The 15727-nt window shown below is 67.5% G+C and carries 17 protein-coding genes and 3 tRNA genes; 12 read left to right on the forward strand and 8 right to left on the reverse strand.

All coding sequences use genetic code 11. The annotated features are described in order from the left end of the window. Nucleotides 1-31: 31 nt before the first annotated feature. The gene (locus ACWZJV_RS23025; protein ID WP_457178936.1) at nucleotides 32-628 is read left to right on the forward strand and encodes a TetR/AcrR family transcriptional regulator; all 597 of its coding nucleotides are present in this window, start codon (nucleotides 32-34) and stop codon (nucleotides 626-628) included. Nucleotides 629-639: 11 nt separating this feature from the next. On the opposite strand, the gene ACWZJV_RS23030 is transcribed toward ACWZJV_RS23025, so the two are convergent. Further along, complete coding sequence (locus ACWZJV_RS23030; protein ID WP_457178938.1) at nucleotides 640-1515, reverse strand: excalibur calcium-binding domain-containing protein; 876 nt, start codon at nucleotides 1513-1515, stop codon at nucleotides 640-642. Here ACWZJV_RS23030 and ACWZJV_RS23035 point away from each other — a divergent pair. Next, on the forward strand, nucleotides 1514-1729 hold the full coding sequence (locus ACWZJV_RS23035; protein WP_457178940.1) for a hypothetical protein: 216 nt from the start codon (nucleotides 1514-1516) through the stop codon (nucleotides 1727-1729). The genes ACWZJV_RS23030 and ACWZJV_RS23035 overlap by 2 nt on opposite strands. Before the next feature lie 197 nt (nucleotides 1730-1926). Next, the gene (locus tag ACWZJV_RS23040; protein WP_457178942.1) at nucleotides 1927-2565 is read left to right on the forward strand and encodes a DUF4145 domain-containing protein; all 639 of its coding nucleotides are present in this window, start codon (nucleotides 1927-1929) and stop codon (nucleotides 2563-2565) included. A 24-nt stretch (nucleotides 2566-2589) separates the two neighbouring features. Here the strand turns inward: ACWZJV_RS23040 and ACWZJV_RS23045 are convergent, their stop codons facing one another. Both ACWZJV_RS23045 and ACWZJV_RS23050 read right to left on the reverse strand, forming a co-directional pair. Continuing rightward, nucleotides 2590-3063, reverse strand: a complete 474-nt coding sequence (locus tag ACWZJV_RS23045) for an NUDIX hydrolase (protein ID WP_457178944.1) — start codon at nucleotides 3061-3063, stop codon at nucleotides 2590-2592. 9 nt (nucleotides 3064-3072) lie between these two features. Next, nucleotides 3073-3807, reverse strand: coding sequence for a helix-turn-helix domain-containing protein (locus ACWZJV_RS23050; protein ID WP_457178946.1), 735 nt, complete (start codon nucleotides 3805-3807; stop codon nucleotides 3073-3075). 158 nt (nucleotides 3808-3965) lie between these two features. Between ACWZJV_RS23050 and ACWZJV_RS23055 the strand changes: the two genes are divergently transcribed. Together ACWZJV_RS23055 and ACWZJV_RS23060 are read left to right on the forward strand one after the other, a co-directional pair. Then, entirely contained in the window at nucleotides 3966-4652 is a 687-nt protein-coding gene (locus ACWZJV_RS23055; protein ID WP_457178948.1) for a TetR/AcrR family transcriptional regulator, read from the forward strand. 68 nt (nucleotides 4653-4720) lie between these two features. Next, nucleotides 4721-5221, forward strand: coding sequence for a hypothetical protein (locus ACWZJV_RS23060; RefSeq protein ID WP_457178950.1), 501 nt, complete (start codon nucleotides 4721-4723; stop codon nucleotides 5219-5221). 1 nt (nucleotide 5222) lies between these two features. On the opposite strand, the gene ACWZJV_RS23065 is transcribed toward ACWZJV_RS23060, so the two are convergent. Further along, nucleotides 5223-6074, reverse strand: coding sequence for a 3-methyladenine DNA glycosylase (locus ACWZJV_RS23065; RefSeq protein ID WP_457178952.1), 852 nt, complete (start codon nucleotides 6072-6074; stop codon nucleotides 5223-5225). Nucleotides 6075-6144: 70 nt separating this feature from the next. Between ACWZJV_RS23065 and ACWZJV_RS23070 the strand changes: the two genes are divergently transcribed. The 6 genes from ACWZJV_RS23070 (at nucleotide 6145) to ACWZJV_RS23095 (ending at nucleotide 10013) form a co-directional block, all read left to right on the forward strand. Then, nucleotides 6145-6957, forward strand: coding sequence for a fumarylacetoacetate hydrolase family protein (locus ACWZJV_RS23070; protein WP_457178954.1), 813 nt, complete (start codon nucleotides 6145-6147; stop codon nucleotides 6955-6957). Between the two features lie 50 nt (nucleotides 6958-7007). Continuing rightward, a complete protein-coding gene (gene gltX, locus ACWZJV_RS23075; RefSeq protein ID WP_231381342.1) occupies nucleotides 7008-8498 on the forward strand; it encodes a glutamate--tRNA ligase in 1491 nt (496 codons plus the stop codon). An 18-nt stretch (nucleotides 8499-8516) separates the two neighbouring features. Continuing rightward, nucleotides 8517-9455: a CPBP family intramembrane glutamic endopeptidase gene (locus ACWZJV_RS23080; RefSeq protein WP_008358370.1), complete on the forward strand. Its 939-nt coding sequence runs from the start codon at nucleotides 8517-8519 to the stop codon at nucleotides 9453-9455. A 110-nt stretch (nucleotides 9456-9565) separates the two neighbouring features. Further along, a tRNA-Gln gene (locus ACWZJV_RS23085) sits at nucleotides 9566-9637 on the forward strand. A 63-nt stretch (nucleotides 9638-9700) separates the two neighbouring features. Beyond that, a tRNA-Glu gene (locus ACWZJV_RS23090) sits at nucleotides 9701-9776 on the forward strand. A 164-nt stretch (nucleotides 9777-9940) separates the two neighbouring features. After that, nucleotides 9941-10013 (forward strand) — tRNA-Glu (locus ACWZJV_RS23095). A gap of 84 nt (nucleotides 10014-10097) precedes the next feature. Here the strand turns inward: ACWZJV_RS23095 and ACWZJV_RS23100 are convergent. Further along, nucleotides 10098-10592: an arsinothricin resistance N-acetyltransferase ArsN1 family B gene (locus ACWZJV_RS23100; RefSeq protein ID WP_457178956.1), complete on the reverse strand. Its 495-nt coding sequence runs from the start codon at nucleotides 10590-10592 to the stop codon at nucleotides 10098-10100. A 36-nt stretch (nucleotides 10593-10628) separates the two neighbouring features. On the opposite strand from ACWZJV_RS23100, the gene ACWZJV_RS23105 reads away from it, so the two are divergent. Then, the gene (locus ACWZJV_RS23105) at nucleotides 10629-11183 is read left to right on the forward strand and encodes a helix-turn-helix domain-containing protein (RefSeq protein WP_457178958.1); all 555 of its coding nucleotides are present in this window, start codon (nucleotides 10629-10631) and stop codon (nucleotides 11181-11183) included. Nucleotides 11184-11271: 88 nt separating this feature from the next. Here the strand turns inward: ACWZJV_RS23105 and ACWZJV_RS23110 are convergent, their stop codons facing one another. The 3 genes from ACWZJV_RS23110 to hutH all read right to left on the reverse strand — a co-directional run bounded on the left by ACWZJV_RS23110 (nucleotide 11272) and on the right by hutH (nucleotide 15721). Continuing rightward, a complete protein-coding gene (locus tag ACWZJV_RS23110; RefSeq protein ID WP_457178960.1) occupies nucleotides 11272-12258 on the reverse strand; it encodes a YihY/virulence factor BrkB family protein in 987 nt (328 codons plus the stop codon). Between the two features lie 101 nt (nucleotides 12259-12359). After that, nucleotides 12360-14012 (reverse strand): urocanate hydratase, encoded by a 1653-nt coding sequence (hutU, locus tag ACWZJV_RS23115; protein ID WP_457178962.1) that lies wholly within the window; start codon nucleotides 14010-14012, stop codon nucleotides 12360-12362. Nucleotides 14013-14179: 167 nt separating this feature from the next. Then, entirely contained in the window at nucleotides 14180-15721 is a 1542-nt protein-coding gene (hutH, locus tag ACWZJV_RS23120; RefSeq protein ID WP_457178964.1) for a histidine ammonia-lyase, read from the reverse strand. Between the last annotated feature and the right edge of the window lie 6 nt (nucleotides 15722-15727).

The following is a 15727-nucleotide window of genomic DNA, read 5'->3' on the forward strand; positions in this document are numbered from 1 at the left end:
CGACTGTTTCAGTAGGAGTTATGCTAGGCCCGTGCCCGCCCCGGAGCCAACCCCGTCAGCCCGTAAGACCGAGCTGCTCGAGGCGGCTTACGCCTACGCCCTCGAGCACGGTCTCGCCGATCTCTCGCTACGCCCGGTGGCCGCCGCGATCGGTTCCAGCCCTCGCGTGCTGATGTTCCTGTTCGGCAACAAGGACGGGTTGGTCAAGGCGCTCCTAGCCCGGGCACGCGCCGACGAGCTGAGGATGATCGAGCCTCTGCACTCCTCGGCCACCGGCCTGCCCGAGGCGGTCTCCCATGTCTGGACCTGGCTCGACGCCGAGGAGCACCGCCCGCTCCTGCGGCTGTGGGCCGAGGCGTACGCCCGTTCCCTGGTCGAGCCCGACGGCGCCTGGGCCAGCTTCGCCGAGTCGACCGTCAACGACTGGCTTGCCGTCCTCGCCGCCTGTCAGCCCGAACCCGAACGGACCAGCGACCACGGACTCACCCTCCGCACCCTCGCCCTCGCCACGCTGCGCGGAGCCCTCCTCGATCTCCTCGCCACCGGTGACGCCGAGCGGGTCACCGCCGCGGTCGAGCTCCAGGCAGCCGCCCTCGGGGGATCAGCCGAGCAGATCCTGGTCGAGTAAGAGCGGAACTGCTAGTTCCACTCGCAGACGACGCCATCATCATCACGATCTTCGTAGTAGTGGTACTCCGGATCCACCCCGCGCGTATACGGGCCGAGGCCGTGATCGTTCGCCTCGGCACAAGTCCCGTAGTTCGGATCCAACTCAGGTGTCGGCTTGGGCTTAGGTTTGGGCTTTGGCGTGGGGGTGGGCTTCGGTGTTGGGGTAGGCTTCGCGGTCGGCGTCGCAGTTCGCGTGGGCCGGGTAGAAGCGGTGGCGCTGGGCCTTTCGTTGTCAGGTGATGACGCCGATGGTGAGGGCGAACTCGATGCGCTTGGGGTACGCATCAGGGGAGTCGGGTCCGTCGGATCCTCCCCTTCGAGAGACGTCAGGACCACGGTTGCAACCCCAAGCACAACCCAGACGCCGGCGATCGCGGTCGCGATCGGCGCGCTGAGTTTGCCCTTGCGCCAGAGGTAGAACGGCAGGATCGGGACACAGCAGCAGAGCATCACCGCGGATAGACCTATGACGGCTCCGACGTTCAGTTTTCCGTCTGGGCCTGGTGGTGGCGGAGGTGGCGGAGGCGGCGGAGGTGGCGGAGGTGGCGGAGGCGGCGAGGGCGGGCCGTAATTCATGTAGCGACTCGGTTTCATGGGTCTTGGAATCACGCGTTGCTTCCAGTTCCTTGCGTCCCGAGTAAGCGCGTGACTGGTGCGTATCTCGTCAAGGTAGGTGATTCCATGCGCTGTCGATGGCGAGATGCTCGGCATCGGATCGATCTCAGCGTCATCGGGTCTGGTGGACGGGGAGAGGTCGCTTGTCTCTGTGTCAGCGTGCCTAAAGCGGGGTATGACCGCGCAGCGGCCCGCGCGCCTCCCGACGTTCTTGGCCACTCTGGCCCTCATGAGTCAGCAGAACATGCCGCGAGCACCTCGGATCTCCCTCGGCCCCGGCGAGATCATGGTCTTCGGACTGATCATCGTCTTTATCGGCGGCATGATCATGACCGACGACGGAGCGTTTGGTGCCATCATCATCGCGATCGGCGCAACCATGACCCAGGTAGGCATCATCACCACGGCAGTGGAGTGGGCCATCAAGCGGACTCGCGAGAACTGAGATGGGTGAGAGATAGTGGCGACCTGTTCGGAATGCGGGACTTACGGGCATGGTCGAAGCACCCTGCGCAACTGGGAACTCGACATCCTCGGCGGTGAGCTGTGCCCCGCCTGCGTCATCAAGCGATGACCCTGACGCTGTGGTCGAGACTCAAGTAGGGCCTTGGGGCATGTCGAGGGCTCGGAGGGTCAACTGAGGTGAAGGAGGACCGTACCCCGGCGTATCAGCGCGAGTCCTTTCACTGTCCTCATTGCGGCGTCTATGCGCTTCAAGACTGGTCCGTCGTAAAGAGGAAGACGGTGGCAGGATGGGTTTCGGCCGACGACTTCGACATCGCGCAGTGCACGGCAACGATGTGTCAGAAGTTCAGCATCTGGCATGACGAAACGATGGTCTTCCCGCTGAAGCGGCGGGGCGAGAAGCCGCATCCCGACATGCCTGAGGATGTCCTCGCGATCTACAACGAGGCACGAGAGGTAGCGCCCATCTCGCGCAAGAGCGCGTCGGGATTGCTGCGTTTGGCGTTGCAGATGCTCGTAGATGAGCTGGAGCCAGGCAACGGAGGGATCGATAAGAAGATCGGCGCCCTCGTAAACAAGGGGCTCGACCCCCAGGTTCAGCAGGCGATGGACGTACTACGTGTCGTGGGGAACGAGTCGGTGCATCCGGGAGAGATCAATCTCGACGCCGACGACGAGTGGCTTCCGGCGCTGTTCAACCTTCTCAACATCATCGTTGAGCAGGTCATCGCTCGACCGAAGAACATCAGCGGGTTGTTCTCGAAGTTGCCTGGGACCAAGTTGGCTGCGATCGATCGTCGCGACAACCCCATGTAGCGACTCACGCTGCGGAGATGAACTCTAGGCCGGGTCGAGTCGAACCATGTCGGGATGCTCGATCGCCCAAACCAGCCTCATGCGCTGGCTTGGGTCCATGGTGAGCTCGAGAACGTCTGACCGTGGGATCCACTCGACCCGTGGGCTCTCGGGGCTCCGGGTCGGTTCTCCGGCCACGTACTCGGCTCGGTAGACGATGGCGAACTGCTGACGAACTTCGCCGTTGTCGTACTCGATGCGGTGGAGTGGATCGGTGAAGACGCCGACCAGGCCGGTGCAATTGATCTCGATGCCGGTCTCTTCCAACGTCTCCCGAACAACACAAGTGGTCAGGCTCTCGCCGTACTCCATCGTGCCGCCAGGCATGGACCACTTGCCGTTGTCGCTGCGTTGGATGAGCAGGATCTTGTCGTCGTGCTCGACAAAGGCCGCTGCTGCTGGCTTCAGGCTGTTGACTGCTGGGGCCGCTGGGTCGTCGTGCCAGTCCGTCCGAGGCATGTGCCCAGCCTATTCAGGGCGTCGGGCGGTGCTCCATACGCGGTCGAAGGCACCCATGTAGTAACTGTGCAGGTGACCTCCCGACACGTCGGCCAACTCCAGCGTTGGAGAGTCCTTCGCTGGTAGCCCGTGGCTATGAAGGTTGACCAGCAGAGTCTGGTCGAACCGGTACAGCGAGGCATACAGGGCTGTGCCATGTAGGCGGATCTCGACGCCGGGCAGTGATGCTGACGCCGCGAGGAACTCGTATGCGGATGCGGCCCTGCCGGGGACGTTCGGCATTCCCTCATCAAGTCCGCGCTGTACCAGGACATCGCTCGTTGGGTCACCCAAGAGGATGCGCGCTCTGCCGCCAGCGCTGCTCAGGCGTGCGAGCGTCTCAGGGAGTCGGTAGGTGTCCGTGAGGAACATGGCGGCGTAGACGAGTACGTCGATGTTCTCTTGCGCGTTGTCTAGGTGCCGCTGCCAGACCTCGGCGGGCACGGCGGATCGAGTGGGCCAGACTCTGGTGATCTCTGACGTAGTGGGGCTGACGGCGTGGTCTGTGCCTAGGAGGACGGGCCAGAAGTACGTTTCGTCCTTGCCCAGTTCTGCGGCGACCCGGGCCCGTGCTTTGGGTCGGGGGATGCGATCTTGGGTGATCCAGCGTTCGACGGTCTTGGCATCGACATCGACCAGGGCCCCGAGGCGAGCAGGGGAGAGCCCGAGTGCGTTCATCGCACTGCGTAGGCGGACATTACCCATGGCTGAACTCTGTCACGAGTGTCCCTCAATGTCCCTGTAGCGAGGTGTTGTCGTCCCCGCGAGTCGACCGAAACTGACAGAGCCCGGGGGCGCCGAAGGGTTCACCGACGGCGGTCGCCCCGGGATCCAGACTCGACAACGACCTGCGACGGAGCACCATGAGTTCCGCAGAGAACCGACGCACTCGCCCGGGACGACCCCGGCACATTCAGGCACCTGACAGTGCCCTCTCAGCCCGTGACCAGATCCTCGACGCTGCCGCTCGGCTGTTCGTCTACCAGGGGTTCGCCGCCACATCGACACGGGAGATCGCAGAGAAGGTTGGCATTCGCCAGGCGTCGCTCTACTACCACTTCGCGTCTGGCAAGGACGAGATCCTCGGTGAGCTCCTACAGCAGTCAGTACGGCCTACGGTCGACAAGGTGGCTCAGATTGAAGGCATGTGCCCGCCAGAGGCACCCGAGACCGCGTTGTATGTCTTGATGCTGCTCGATGTCCGCACGTTGGCGGCGCTCCCGCACAACACAGGGTTCCTGGCACGTCTACCGGAGGTCACGAGGTCGCCCGCCTACGAGCCGTACGACAAGACCCGTCGAGGGCTCGAAGATGCGTACGAGCGGCTGGGCCGTCAGGTCGTGCGGTCTCAAGTGGTCGTGCCAGGAACTACGGGGGAGTGGCTCCTCAACCATGCGGAGACTGTGATCCTGATGCGGAGGTCTGGAGACAGGATCGGCGGAGCCGCAGAGGCCGCTATCGCCGCCTCTGGGCTACGAATGTGCGGAGCCGGCCAGGACCAGATCGACACTGCGGCACGACAGGCTCAACTGATCCTCGCCGTGGACTAGTACCTCGGATTGGGTACGGCGCGTCAAGGTCGCACAAGGCCAGCGGGCAAGTTGGCCACGCTGCGGGAATGAGTTACAAAGCGACGCTGGTGTCCTTGTGCTTCGTGCTCGTCCTCACGCTTGCCGGATGTTCGGAGGAAGCGAGTGACCCGAAGTCATCCCCATCCTCCGATGACCAGACGGCAGGTCTATTGGAAGAAGCGTACGCAGCATGCTCGACCGGCGAAGTCGTCGATTGGAAGGCGTATGGCTCCCAGGCCCCGCCCGTGGGTGACGTCATCCAGTTGAGCGAAGACGGAAACGCGATCACGGTCAAGACGCCCCGCACTCAGGGTGAGGACCTTGGAAACCTTGGATACTGGGTTGGCGATTGCATTCTCGCGGAGACGCAAGCGCCGAAGTCGGTGACAGAGGCGATGGCCGATGCGAACCTCAATGCCTCATGGGATGAGCATCAAGAGGTGTACGACTCGTCCACGTTGGCCGCGACGATCAGCTTCGATTGGTACGACCACGAGTCCGAAGCCGGTACCTCTTGGGACGCGACCTTTCGGGCTCAGCCCCACTGACTTAGGCGAGGCTTCCGAGTAGCCATTTACACTCGGCGATCAGCCGCTCCCGCAGTGGCGCCGCCCGCTCGGCGAAGGCGCGCTGGGCCGCGGCGTACTCCTGCTTCCCGGCGGCCGTCTCGATCCGGATCGGGTCGAGGCCGAGCTCGGCGAGGTCGTAGGGAGCGGCCTTCATGTCCATGGTGCGGATCTCCCAGGCGAGCTCGAAGCAGTCGGCGACGAGGTCGGAGGAGATCAGCGGCGAGAGCCGGAAGGCGTGCTTGTAGAGGTCCATGTTGCCGTGCAGGCAGCCAGGCTGCTCGAAGGACGCCCGGTCGTCCGACCGCGGCGAGAGGGTGTTGAGCGGTGCGGCCGGGGGAGTGAAGAAGCGGTACGCGTCGAAGTGGCTGCACGCGATCCGGTGGGACTCGACGACGCGGTCGGTGCCGGCGGCTCCCAACCGCAAGGGCCAGTCGGCGTGGCGTACCTGCTCCGGGGTGAGGCGATAGACCATCGCCCACTCGTGGAGACCGAAGCAGCCGAAGTTGCCGTCGCGCGAAGCGGTCGCCCGTAGGAGCTTCAGCAGCGTCTCGACGAGCAGGCGCTTGTCGGCGAGGAACTCAAGAGAGACCGTGCCGTTCGAATAGCCGCGCAGATCCGCGTACTCCGCTGCGTCCGACAGCGTCACCCCGAACCCCGGGTGCCAGCGCACTAGCTGAGCGGGGCGGTAGGAGTAGTAGGTGAAGAGGAAGTCGTTGACCGGGTGCTTGACCCGGGCGCCGCGACGGGAGAGATGCGGCTCGACGTAGGGCGCCAGGCGCGCGTGGTGGGCGGCCGCGTGAGCGGTCCACTCCGAACGCGACAGCACCTCCACGACGTACAAGCCTACGAAGGCGGCGCATCGTGAAGTGAATCGTGGCGACGGGTCCGGATAGGCTCAGCCTGTGCGCATCGCCAGATTCACGACCAAGGGTGGCGAGCCCCAGTTCGGCGTCGTCATGGGGGACCTAGACGGCTACGGCCAGCTCAGCGAGGACGCGACCGTGGTCGCGCTCCAGGGCGACCCGCTGTTCTCGGGCATCAACCTCACCGATCAGGTCCACAAGTTCGACGACGTCAAGCTGCTCGCGCCGGTGATCCCGCGCAGCAAGGTGGTCGCGGTCGCCCGCAACTACGCCAAGCACGCCGCCGAGCTGGGCAACGAGGTGCCGGAGGAGCCGCTCTTCTTCATCAAGCCCAACACCGCGGTCTGCGGCCCGAACGACGCGATCCAGCGGCCCGCGGGTGTCGAGGATCTGCACTACGAGGGTGAGCTCGCGATCGTGATCGGCCGGATCTGCCGCGATGTCCCGGTGGAGAAGGTGACGGACGTCATCTACGGGATGACCGTGGCCAACGACGTCACCGCGCGCGACGTCCAGCGGCGGCTCAAGCACTTCTCCCAGGCCAAGGGCTACGACACCTTCTGTCCTCTCGGCCCCTGGATCGAGACCGAGGTCGAGCCGGAGCAGCTGGCGGCCGGCGTACGCATCCAGACATTCCTCAACGGCGACGTCGTCCAGGACGGGTCCACGAAGGACCTCGTCCACGACATCCCCAAGCTGATCGCCCACATCAGCAGCGTGATGACGCTGCTGCCGGGCGATGTGATCCTCACCGGCACCCCCGAGGGTGTCGGCCCCATGGAGCCCGGCGACGAGATCGAGATCTTCGTCGAGGGGCTCGGAGCTCTGACGAACAAGGTGGCACAGCGTTGACTGGCAATGAAGTGATCGGCACACTCGAGCCCAAGGACTACCGGGTCCGGATGGCACCTTCGCCGACGGGCTCGCCTCACGTCGGCCTGGTCCGGACGGCCCTGTTCAACTGGGCCTTCGCCCGCCACCACGGCGGCACCTTCGTCTTCCGCATCGAGGACACCGACAAGGCCCGCAACACCCAGGAGTCCTACGACGGGCTCATCGACCTGATGCGCTGGCTCGGCCTCGACTGGGACGAGGGCGTCGAGGTCGGCGGCCCCTACGGCCCCTACCGCCAGTCGGAGCGCTCGGAGATCTATGCCGACGCCCTCGGCCGGCTGCGCGCCTCCTCCCACGTCTACGAGTGCTACTGCACCGGCGAGGAGGTCACCGCCCGCTACGAGGAGCGCCTCGCTGCCTACAAGGCCGCGAAGGCCGCCGGGGAGAAGGGCGAGGCGCCCGCTCAGGGCTACGACAACCACTGCCGCGACCTGAGCGAGGACCAGATCAAGGCGTACGAGGCGGAGGGCCGCTCCTCGGTCCCGCGGTTCCGCATGCCCGACGGCTCGATCACCTTCGACGATCTCGTCCGGGGCGAGGTGACCTTCGAGACCAAGCACGTCCCCGACTACGCGCTCGCGCGCGCCAACGGCGACCCGCTCTACACGCTCACCGCGCCGGTCGACGACGCCACCATGAACATCACCCACGTCTTCCGCGGTGAGGACCTGCTCTCCTCGACCCCGCGGCAGATCGCGCTGTTCGACGCCTTCGTCGAGATCGGCCTGGCCGAGCGCGCACCGGCCTACGGTCACCTGCCCTACGTCATGGGCCAGGGCAACAAGAAGCTCTCCAAGCGCGACCCCGAGGCGCACGCGTTGAAGTACCGCGAGGAGGGCTTCCTGCCCGAGGGCCTGCTCAACTACGTGGCGCTGCTCGGCTGGGCGATCGCGGCCGACCGCGACATCTTCACCATGGAGGAGATGGTCGAGGCCTTCGAGATCTCCGACGTGGTCAAGAACCCGGCCCGCTTCGACATCAAGAAGGCCGAGGCGATCAACGCCTCCCACATGCGGCTGCTGCCGGTCGAGGAGATCACCCACCGGGTGATTCCCTACCTCAAGGCCGACGGCGTCATCGGTGACCCGGTGCACGACGCCGACGCGCAGATGCTCGAGGCCGCGATGCCGCTGGTCGCCGAGCGGATCAACAAGCTCGGCGAGGCCTCCGACATGCTGCGGTTCCTCTTCGTCCCCGAGGCCGACTTCGCCCTCGACGAGGAGGACGCCGCCAAGCTGCTCGACGAGGAGGGCCTGGGTGTCGTCCGGGCGTCGCACGACGCCCTTGCCGGTCTCTCCACCTGGTCGACGGCCGCCATCCAGGACGCGCTGACCGCGGCCCTGATCGACGGTCTCGGGCTCAAGCCGCGCAAGGCGTACGGCCCGGTCCGGGTCGCGGTCACCGGCAAGCGGATCAGTCCGCCGCTGTTCGAATCCATGGAGCTGCTCGGCCGGGAGCGTACGCTGGGGCGCCTGAAGGCGGTTCTCGGGAGGAGCTGACGTGGCAGGACGGGCAGGATGAGCACGGTCATGGAGCCGCCCTCGGGACTGGCGTACTACCAGGTGCAACGCAGTGGGCGCAGCGGCTGGGGGCGACCCCTGGTCGGACTCATCCTGATCGGACTGTGCGTCTTCTTCGTCTCGCCGGCGGTGGTGCTGGTCGGCTTCGAGCTCTTCTTCGTGCTCACCGGCGACGACGTCGCCACCGGGATGGCCCGCGTCGCCGACGTGGAGAACGTCACCCCGGAGTCGCTGGCCTTCCTGCTGCTCTCGCTCGCCGGGGCGATCCCGGCGGCGATGCTGCTGTGCTGGGCGCTGCACGGGCTGCGGCCGGGGTGGCTCGCCTCGGTCGAGCGACGGATCCGCTGGCCGTGGCTGCTGCAGTGTCTCGGGATCGCGGCGATCACGATGGTGGTCACCGTCATCATCGCCTCGCGGCTGCCGATCCCCGGCGACGATCTCGGGCCCAGCACGCTCAACCCCTACACGAGCACGATGCGCGACTTCGTGCTCGTGATCGTGCTGCTCACCCCGCTGCAGGCGGCGGGGGAGGAGTACCTCTTCCGCGGCTACATCTTCCAGACCTTCGGTTCGCTCTTCGGCGGGATGGCCTGGGCGCGGACCGTCTCGGTGACGATCACCGCGCTGCTGTTCGCCTCCGCCCACGGGTCCCAGGACCTCCCGCTGTTCCTTGACCGGTTCGCCTTCGGGATCGTCGCCGGCATCTGCGTGATCGCGACCGGTGGCATCGAGGCCGGCATCGCGATGCACGTCCTCAACAACTTCGTCAGCCTCGGCATGGCGGTCGCCTTCGGCGACATCTCGGCGGTGCTCAACACCTCCGAGGGATCGTGGTGGCGGATCCCGGTCACCCTGGTCCAGTCCGGCGTCTTCCTGGCGCTGACCGTGTGGGCCGCGCGATCAGCAGGCCTGTCGACCACGACGAAGAGCGTCTAGGGCGTGCCGATTTCGTCGCCGGGGGACCTCGCCGGTAATGTTTCCTCTCGGTTCGAGGGAGAAATCCCCAGGGCCAGATCGTCCTTGTGAGGCTTAGTCCAGCAAGGCGATGGGCTATGGTGTAATTGGCAACACGACTGGTTCTGGTCCAGTTATTCTAGGTTCGAGTCCTAGTAGCCCAGCGGATCCTCTGCGGAGGATTTGGGAGTCACCGAAGCGGTTCGCTAAGGTTTCACCCGCTGCAAGCCCCCGTCGTCTAGCGGCCTAGGACGTCGCCCTCTCACGGCGGTAACGCCGGTTCAAATCCGGTCGGGGGTACCACGCAGGAAGAGCCCGAGTCACTGACTCGGGCTCTTCGTCATTTTCGGTCGCGGGCGCTGATGCGGTCGGCGTCGAAAGGGGGTGCCGATGTGGGGGATCGGCAGGTCATCCGGTAGTGTTTTCTCTCGTCAGCGGGACCGAATCGGTCCTGATGACAGGTGCAAGCCCCCGTCGTCTAGCGGCCTAGGACGTCGCCCTCTCACGGCGGTAACGCCGGTTCAAATCCGGTCGGGGGTACAACGCACAGAAGCCCCGAGTCAGTGACTCGGGGCTTCTTGGTTTTCTGGCGTAGGCCTCGATCCGCTTCGCGGCTTCGCGCGCTCAGAGGTCCAGCTGCATCCAGGCGACGTCGTGCCAGGCGTCGAGCTTCCAGCCGATGCGGCGGTAGACGCCGACGTCGGTGAAGCCGAAGGAGCGGTGGAGGCCGATGCTCGCCTCGTTGGGGAGCGCGATCCCGGCCAGGGCTCGGCGGTAGCCGCGCTCGCGGAGGATCGGGAGGAGGGCGGCGTACAGGGCCTTGCCGGCGCCGCTGCGGCGGCGGCCGGTCTCGAGGTAGATCGACACGTCGCAGGCCCACCGGTAGGCGGCGCGGGTGCGGTGACTGGTGGCGTACGCATAGCCGACCACCCTGTCGTCGGCCTCCAGGACGAGCCAGGCGTGCTCGGCCTGGGCGGCCTTGATGCGGTCGGCCATCTCCTCGGCCGTCGGCGGCTCGGTCTCGAAGGAGATGACGGTGTCGCGGACGTACGGCTCGTAGATCTCAGCGCAGGCAGCGGCGTCGTCCGGCGTCGCGTCGCGGATGGTCCAGGAGGGCATGTCTCCTATAGTAGCCATATGGCTACTATAGGAGACATGTTCGGTGATGCCCTGGCTGCCAACATCAGGTCGGCGCGGGAGGCTGCCGGGATGACGGTCGCGGCTCTCGCCGAGGCCTCCGGCGTCTCGCGGGCGATGATCTCCAAGATCGAGCGGGGCGACGCGCAGCCGACGGCGGTGCTGCTCGCCCGCCTCTCCGGTGCCCTGGAGCTGACCCTGTCGGAGCTGATCGCGCGGGTCGAGGGGGACGCCGTGCGCGTGGCCAGGCGTGCCGAGCAGCCCGAGTGGACGGACCCCGAGACCGGTTACGTACGCCGCGCCGTCTCGCCGCCCGCGCGCGGGATCCTGGAGCTGGTCGAGGTGGAGTTCCCGGCGGGTGCGTCGGTGGCCGCGCCGGCCTCGGCGTACGCCTTCAAGGAGCAGCAGATCTGGGTGCTGTCGGGGCACCTGCGGTTCGTCGAGGGCGACCTCGTCCACGAGCTCGACGCGGGGGACTGCCTGCAGCTGGGGCCACCGGCCGACTGCGTCTTCGTCAACCCGACCGACGAGCCGTGCCGCTATCTGGTCGTGCTCGGCAAGCGGCGTGGGTGAGTCGGACCAGGCCCGGCGAGCAACGCTGAGACGCAGGCTGCCCAGCAACTCACCGGGCCTTCTCAGGTCCCGCCGTGGCTTCGGGGCCTCAGGGGTCGGCCGGTCGCGCGGTCTGGTCATCGGGGACGCTGTCAGCCTTCACCGCGCCGCGCTCGCCGAGCGGTTCATCCGGGCCGACCGTGGTGTCCTCCACGGTCTGCTGCTCGGCCTCCGCGTTGATCTCGGCACCCAGCAGCACGACGTACATCGTCAGCCACAGCCACAGCAGCAACACGACCACGCCGGCCAGCGCACCATAGGTCTTGTTGTAGGAGCCGAAGTTGTCCACGTACAGGGAGAAGCCGACGCTGGCCACCAGCCACAGGACCGTCGCCACGACGGCTCCCACGGAAACCCAACGGAGCTCGGCGTCGTCGCGGTCCGGGGCCACCTTGTAGAGGACGGCCAGCGCGATCGACATCGCGACCACCAGACCCACCCAGCGTGCCGCCTCCAGACCCCAACGCACCGGACCGGCGTCGACGAGGTTGTCGAGCAGCGCCGGAGCGACCGCCACCAACGAGATCGTCACGATCACGAACACGATCGCAGCGACGGTGAGCCCGAGGGACAGCAGCTTGCGCTTGACGAATCCGCGCGTCTCCTCCTCGTCATAGGCGATGTTGACCGCGCTCATGATGCTGCCGACGCCGCCTGAAGCGCTCCACAGTGCCAGAATCAGGCTGACCAGCAGCCCGAGCCCGAGGGAACCCGACGAGGTGGAGGTGATCGCCTCCAACTGGGTGGTCAGTACGCTCGCCGCGTCCGAGGGCAGCGTCTGGGACAGTTCGTCGACTTCGCGCTGAACGTCCCCGGGGTCGCGGACCAGGCCGTAGAGCATCACCGCCGCGATCATCGCCGGAAACACCGCCAGGAACGAGTAGAAGGCGACGCCGGCCGCCAGCAGAGGTAGCTGGTCGGACTTCGCCTCCCGCCACGCCCGCTTCACAACCTGGACCCAGCCTTTGCGCGGGATCTCCTCCGGCGAGCCCGCGTCTACGCCCGGGGGCCCGCTGCGAACGCGCTGAGATGCCATAAATCGACGGTACCCACGCACGGGCTGGACCAACCCCGCGCGCAGAGCACGCGGAAGCTGGTGCGGTCAACAGACCATGCACGCTGTGTGCATCTGTCGAGCTAGTCGAGCATCGGTACGTTGAGGCCGCGCTCACGAGCGACCTCGCGCGCGTGCTCGTAGCCGGCGTCGACGTGGCGCATGACGCCGGACCCGGGGTCGTTGGTCAGGACGCGCTCGATCTTCTGGGCGGCCAGGGGAGTGCCGTCGGCGACGCAGACCTGGCCGGCGTGGATGGAACGGCCGATGCCGACGCCCCCGCCGTGATGGATGCTCACCCAGCTCGCGCCGGAGGCGGTGTTGAGGAGGGCGTTGAGCAGCGGCCAGTCGGCGATCGCGTCGGAGCCGTCCTTCATGGCCTCGGTCTCGCGGTAGGGGGAAGCCACCGAGCCGGAGTCGAGGTGGTCGCGGCCGATGACGACCGGTGCCGAGAGCTCGCCGGAGGCGACCATCTCGTTGAACTTCAGCCCGGCGAGGTGGCGCTCCTGGTAGCCCAGCCAGCAGATCCGCGCCGGGAGGCCCTCGAAGTGCACCTTCTCACCGGCCTGGGTGATCCAGCGCTTGAGCCCTTCGTTCTCGGGGAAGAGCTCGACGATGGCTCGGTCGGTCTTGGCGATGTCCTCGGGGTCGCCGGAGAGCGCCGCCCAGCGGAACGGGCCGAGACCCTCCTCGAAGAGCGGGCGGATGTAGGCGGGTACGAAGCCCGGGAACGCGAACGCGTTCGCGAAGCCACCGAGCCGGGCCCCCTCGCGCAGCGAGTTGCCGTAGTCGAACACTTCGGCCCCGCGGTCCAGGAAGCCGACCATGGCCTCGACGTGCTTGGCCATCGAGGCCTGCGCCTTCTCGGTGAAGTCGTCGGGGTCCTGCTGGGCCCGCGCGGCCCACTCCTCGACCGTGTAGTCCAGCGGGAGGTAGGAGAGCGGGTCGTGCGCCGAGGTCTGGTCGGTGACGATGTCGACCTCGACCCCACGCGCCAGGACCTCCGGGAAGACCGCGGCGCAGTTGCCGAGGAGACCGATGGAGCGTGGCGTACGCGCCTTCTTGGCCTCCTCGGCCTGGGCGAGCGCGTCCTCCAGAGAGGACGCGACGGTGTCCATGTAGCCGTGGTCGACCCGGCGCTGGAGGCGGGCCGCGTCGACGTCGACGACGATCACGACGCCCTCGTTGAGCGTGACCGCGAGCGGCTGGGCGCCACCCATGCCGCCGGCGCCGCCGGTCAGGGTCAGGGTGCCGGCGAGCGTGCCGCCGAACCTCTTGCGCGCGATGGCGGCGAAGCACTCGTAGGTGCCCTGGAGGATGCCCTGGGTGCCGATGTAGATCCACGAGCCGGCGGTCATCTGGCCGTACATGGTCAGGCCGAGCGACTCCAGTCGCCGGAACTCCGGCCAGGTCGCCCAGTCGCCGACGAGGTTGGAGTTGGCGATCAGGACCCGGGGCGCCCACTCATGGGTGCGGAACACGCCGACCGGCTTGCCCGACTGCACCAGCAGCGTCTCGTCGGCCTCGAGCTCGTCGAGGGTGCGGACGATGGCGTCGTAGGCCTCCCACGACCGGGCGGCGCGGCCGGTGCCGCCGTAGACGACCAGGTCGTCGGGGCGCTCGGCCACCTCCGGGTCGAGGTTGTTCATCAGCATGCGCTTGGCGGCCTCGGTCTGCCAGGTCTTGGCGGTGATCTCGGGGCCGCGGGCTGCGCGGACAGTGCGTGGTTCGCTCATGTGGTCCATCTCACCTCATCGTGGGATCGGGCGTCAGCCCGACCCGGCGAAAAGCTCGCTCTGGCGGCTGTGGTCGGTGCATCTTCCCGCCATGGAGGGGATTTGTCGCGGGATCTGCGGATGGCGCCACTTTCCCGCCATGGCGGGAAAGTGGCGCCGCGCGGCAGTCAGGAGATGTCGGCGAGCTCGCGCGCCTTGGCCAGGAGCGCGCCGGTGGCGACGAGGTCCACGACGGCCTTGATGTCGGGGGCCAGGAAGCGGTCGGGGCCGGGGGCCGGGACCAGGGTGCGGATCTCCTCGACCAGCGCGGCACCGACGGCGCCGGGGCACTCCGGGGCGCGCATGTCGATCGCGCGGGCAGCGGTGAGGATCTCGATGGCGACCACCTGGCGTGCCCCGGAGATGGCGCGGCGGAGCTTGCGGGCGGCGTTCCAGCCCATCGAGACGTGGTCCTCCTGCATCGCGGAGGTCGGGATGGAGTCGACCGAGGCCGGCACGGCGAGGCGCTTGAGGTCGGAGACGATCCCGGCCTGGGTGTACTGCGCGATCATGTGCCCCGAGTCGACCCCGGGGTCGTGGGCGAGGAACGGCGGCAGGCCGTGGTTGCGGGCCTTGTCGAGGAACCGGTCGGTGCGGCGCTCCGAGATCGAGGCGAGGTCGGCGGTGGCGATGGCCAGGAAGTCGAGTACGTAGCCGACCGGTGCACCATGGAAGTTGCCGTTGGACTCGACCCGGCCGTCGAGGGTGATCACCGGGTTGTCGACCGCGCTGGCGAGCTCGACCTCGGCCACCCGGGCCGCGTGGGCCATGGTGTCGCGCACCGCGCCATGCACCTGGGGCGCGCAGCGCAGCGAGTAGGCGTCCTGCACGCGGGTGAACCCGGTGCCGCGGTGGTCGGCGACGATGCCGCTGCCCGCGAGGACGGCGCGGATGTTGGCGGCCGAGGTCGCCTGGCCGGCGTGCGGACGCAGCGCCTGGAGGTCCTCGGCGAAGACGCTGTCGGTGCCCTGGAGCCCCTCGATGCTGAGCGCACCGGCGATGTCGGCGGTGGCCACCAGGTCGTCGAGGTCGGCAAGCGCCAGGACGAGCATCGCCAGCATCCCGTCGGTGCCGTTGATCAGGGCCAGCCCCTCCTTCTCGCGCAGCGCGACCGGGGTGATCCCGGCAGCCGCGAGCGCGTCGGCCGCGGGCACCAGCTCACCGGAGGCGTTGCGTACGTCGCCCTCGCCCATCGCCGCGAGCGCGCAGTGGGCGAGCGGGGCCAGGTCACCGGAGCAGCCCAGCGAGCCGTACTCGCCGATGACGGGGGTGATCCGGGCGTTCAGGAGCGCGGCGTAGGTCTGGGCGACCTCGGGGCGCACGCCGGTCCGCCCCGTGGCGAGGGTCGAGAGGCGGAGCAGCATGAGGCCGCGTACGACCTCCTTCTCGATCTCGGCGCCCGAGGAGGCCGCGTGCGAGCGGACCAGCGAGGCCTGCAGCTGGGCGCGGTGCTCGGGCGGGATCGAGGTGTTGGCCAGCGCACCGAAGCCGGTGGAGATGCCGTAGTGGGGCCGGGTGTCGTGGGCGAGGTCCTCGATGAGCGCGCGGCTCGTGGCCATCGCGGTCAGGGACTCGTCGGTGAGGGTGATGGGGGCGTCATGACGGGCGACGGCGACTACCTGGTCGAAGGTGAGGGCGCCGACCCCGACGGGAACCGTGGTGTTGGTCATGAGGTG

Source organism: Nocardioides sp. WG-D5 (genome assembly GCF_054031175.1).

What these genes read in the sequence shown, in the direction of transcription:
- ACWZJV_RS23110 (WP_457178960.1), bottom strand. Translation starts at nt 12,258, where the DNA reads ATGGCATCTCAGCGCGTTCGCAGCGGGCCCCCGGGCGTAGACGCGGGC.
- ACWZJV_RS23030 (WP_457178938.1), bottom strand. Translation starts at nt 1,515, where the DNA reads ATGAGGGCCAGAGTGGCCAAGAACGTCGGGAGGCGCGCGGGCCGCTGC.
- ACWZJV_RS23105 (WP_457178958.1), top strand. Translation starts at nt 10,629, where the DNA reads ATGTTCGGTGATGCCCTGGCTGCCAACATCAGGTCGGCGCGGGAGGCT.
- hutH (WP_457178964.1), bottom strand. Translation starts at nt 15,721, where the DNA reads ATGACCAACACCACGGTTCCCGTCGGGGTCGGCGCCCTCACCTTCGAC.
- gltX (WP_231381342.1), top strand. Translation starts at nt 7,008, where the DNA reads ATGGCACCTTCGCCGACGGGCTCGCCTCACGTCGGCCTGGTCCGGACG.
- ACWZJV_RS23100 (WP_457178956.1), bottom strand. Translation starts at nt 10,592, where the DNA reads ATGCCCTCCTGGACCATCCGCGACGCGACGCCGGACGACGCCGCTGCC.
- ACWZJV_RS23080 (WP_008358370.1), top strand. Translation starts at nt 8,517, where the DNA reads ATGAGCACGGTCATGGAGCCGCCCTCGGGACTGGCGTACTACCAGGTG.
- ACWZJV_RS23045 (WP_457178944.1), bottom strand. Translation starts at nt 3,063, where the DNA reads ATGCCTCGGACGGACTGGCACGACGACCCAGCGGCCCCAGCAGTCAAC.
- ACWZJV_RS23035 (WP_457178940.1), top strand. Translation starts at nt 1,514, where the DNA reads ATGAGTCAGCAGAACATGCCGCGAGCACCTCGGATCTCCCTCGGCCCC.
- ACWZJV_RS23055 (WP_457178948.1), top strand. Translation starts at nt 3,966, where the DNA reads ATGAGTTCCGCAGAGAACCGACGCACTCGCCCGGGACGACCCCGGCAC.
- ACWZJV_RS23060 (WP_457178950.1), top strand. Translation starts at nt 4,721, where the DNA reads ATGAGTTACAAAGCGACGCTGGTGTCCTTGTGCTTCGTGCTCGTCCTC.
- hutU (WP_457178962.1), bottom strand. Translation starts at nt 14,012, where the DNA reads ATGAGCGAACCACGCACTGTCCGCGCAGCCCGCGGCCCCGAGATCACC.
- ACWZJV_RS23050 (WP_457178946.1), bottom strand. Translation starts at nt 3,807, where the DNA reads ATGGGTAATGTCCGCCTACGCAGTGCGATGAACGCACTCGGGCTCTCC.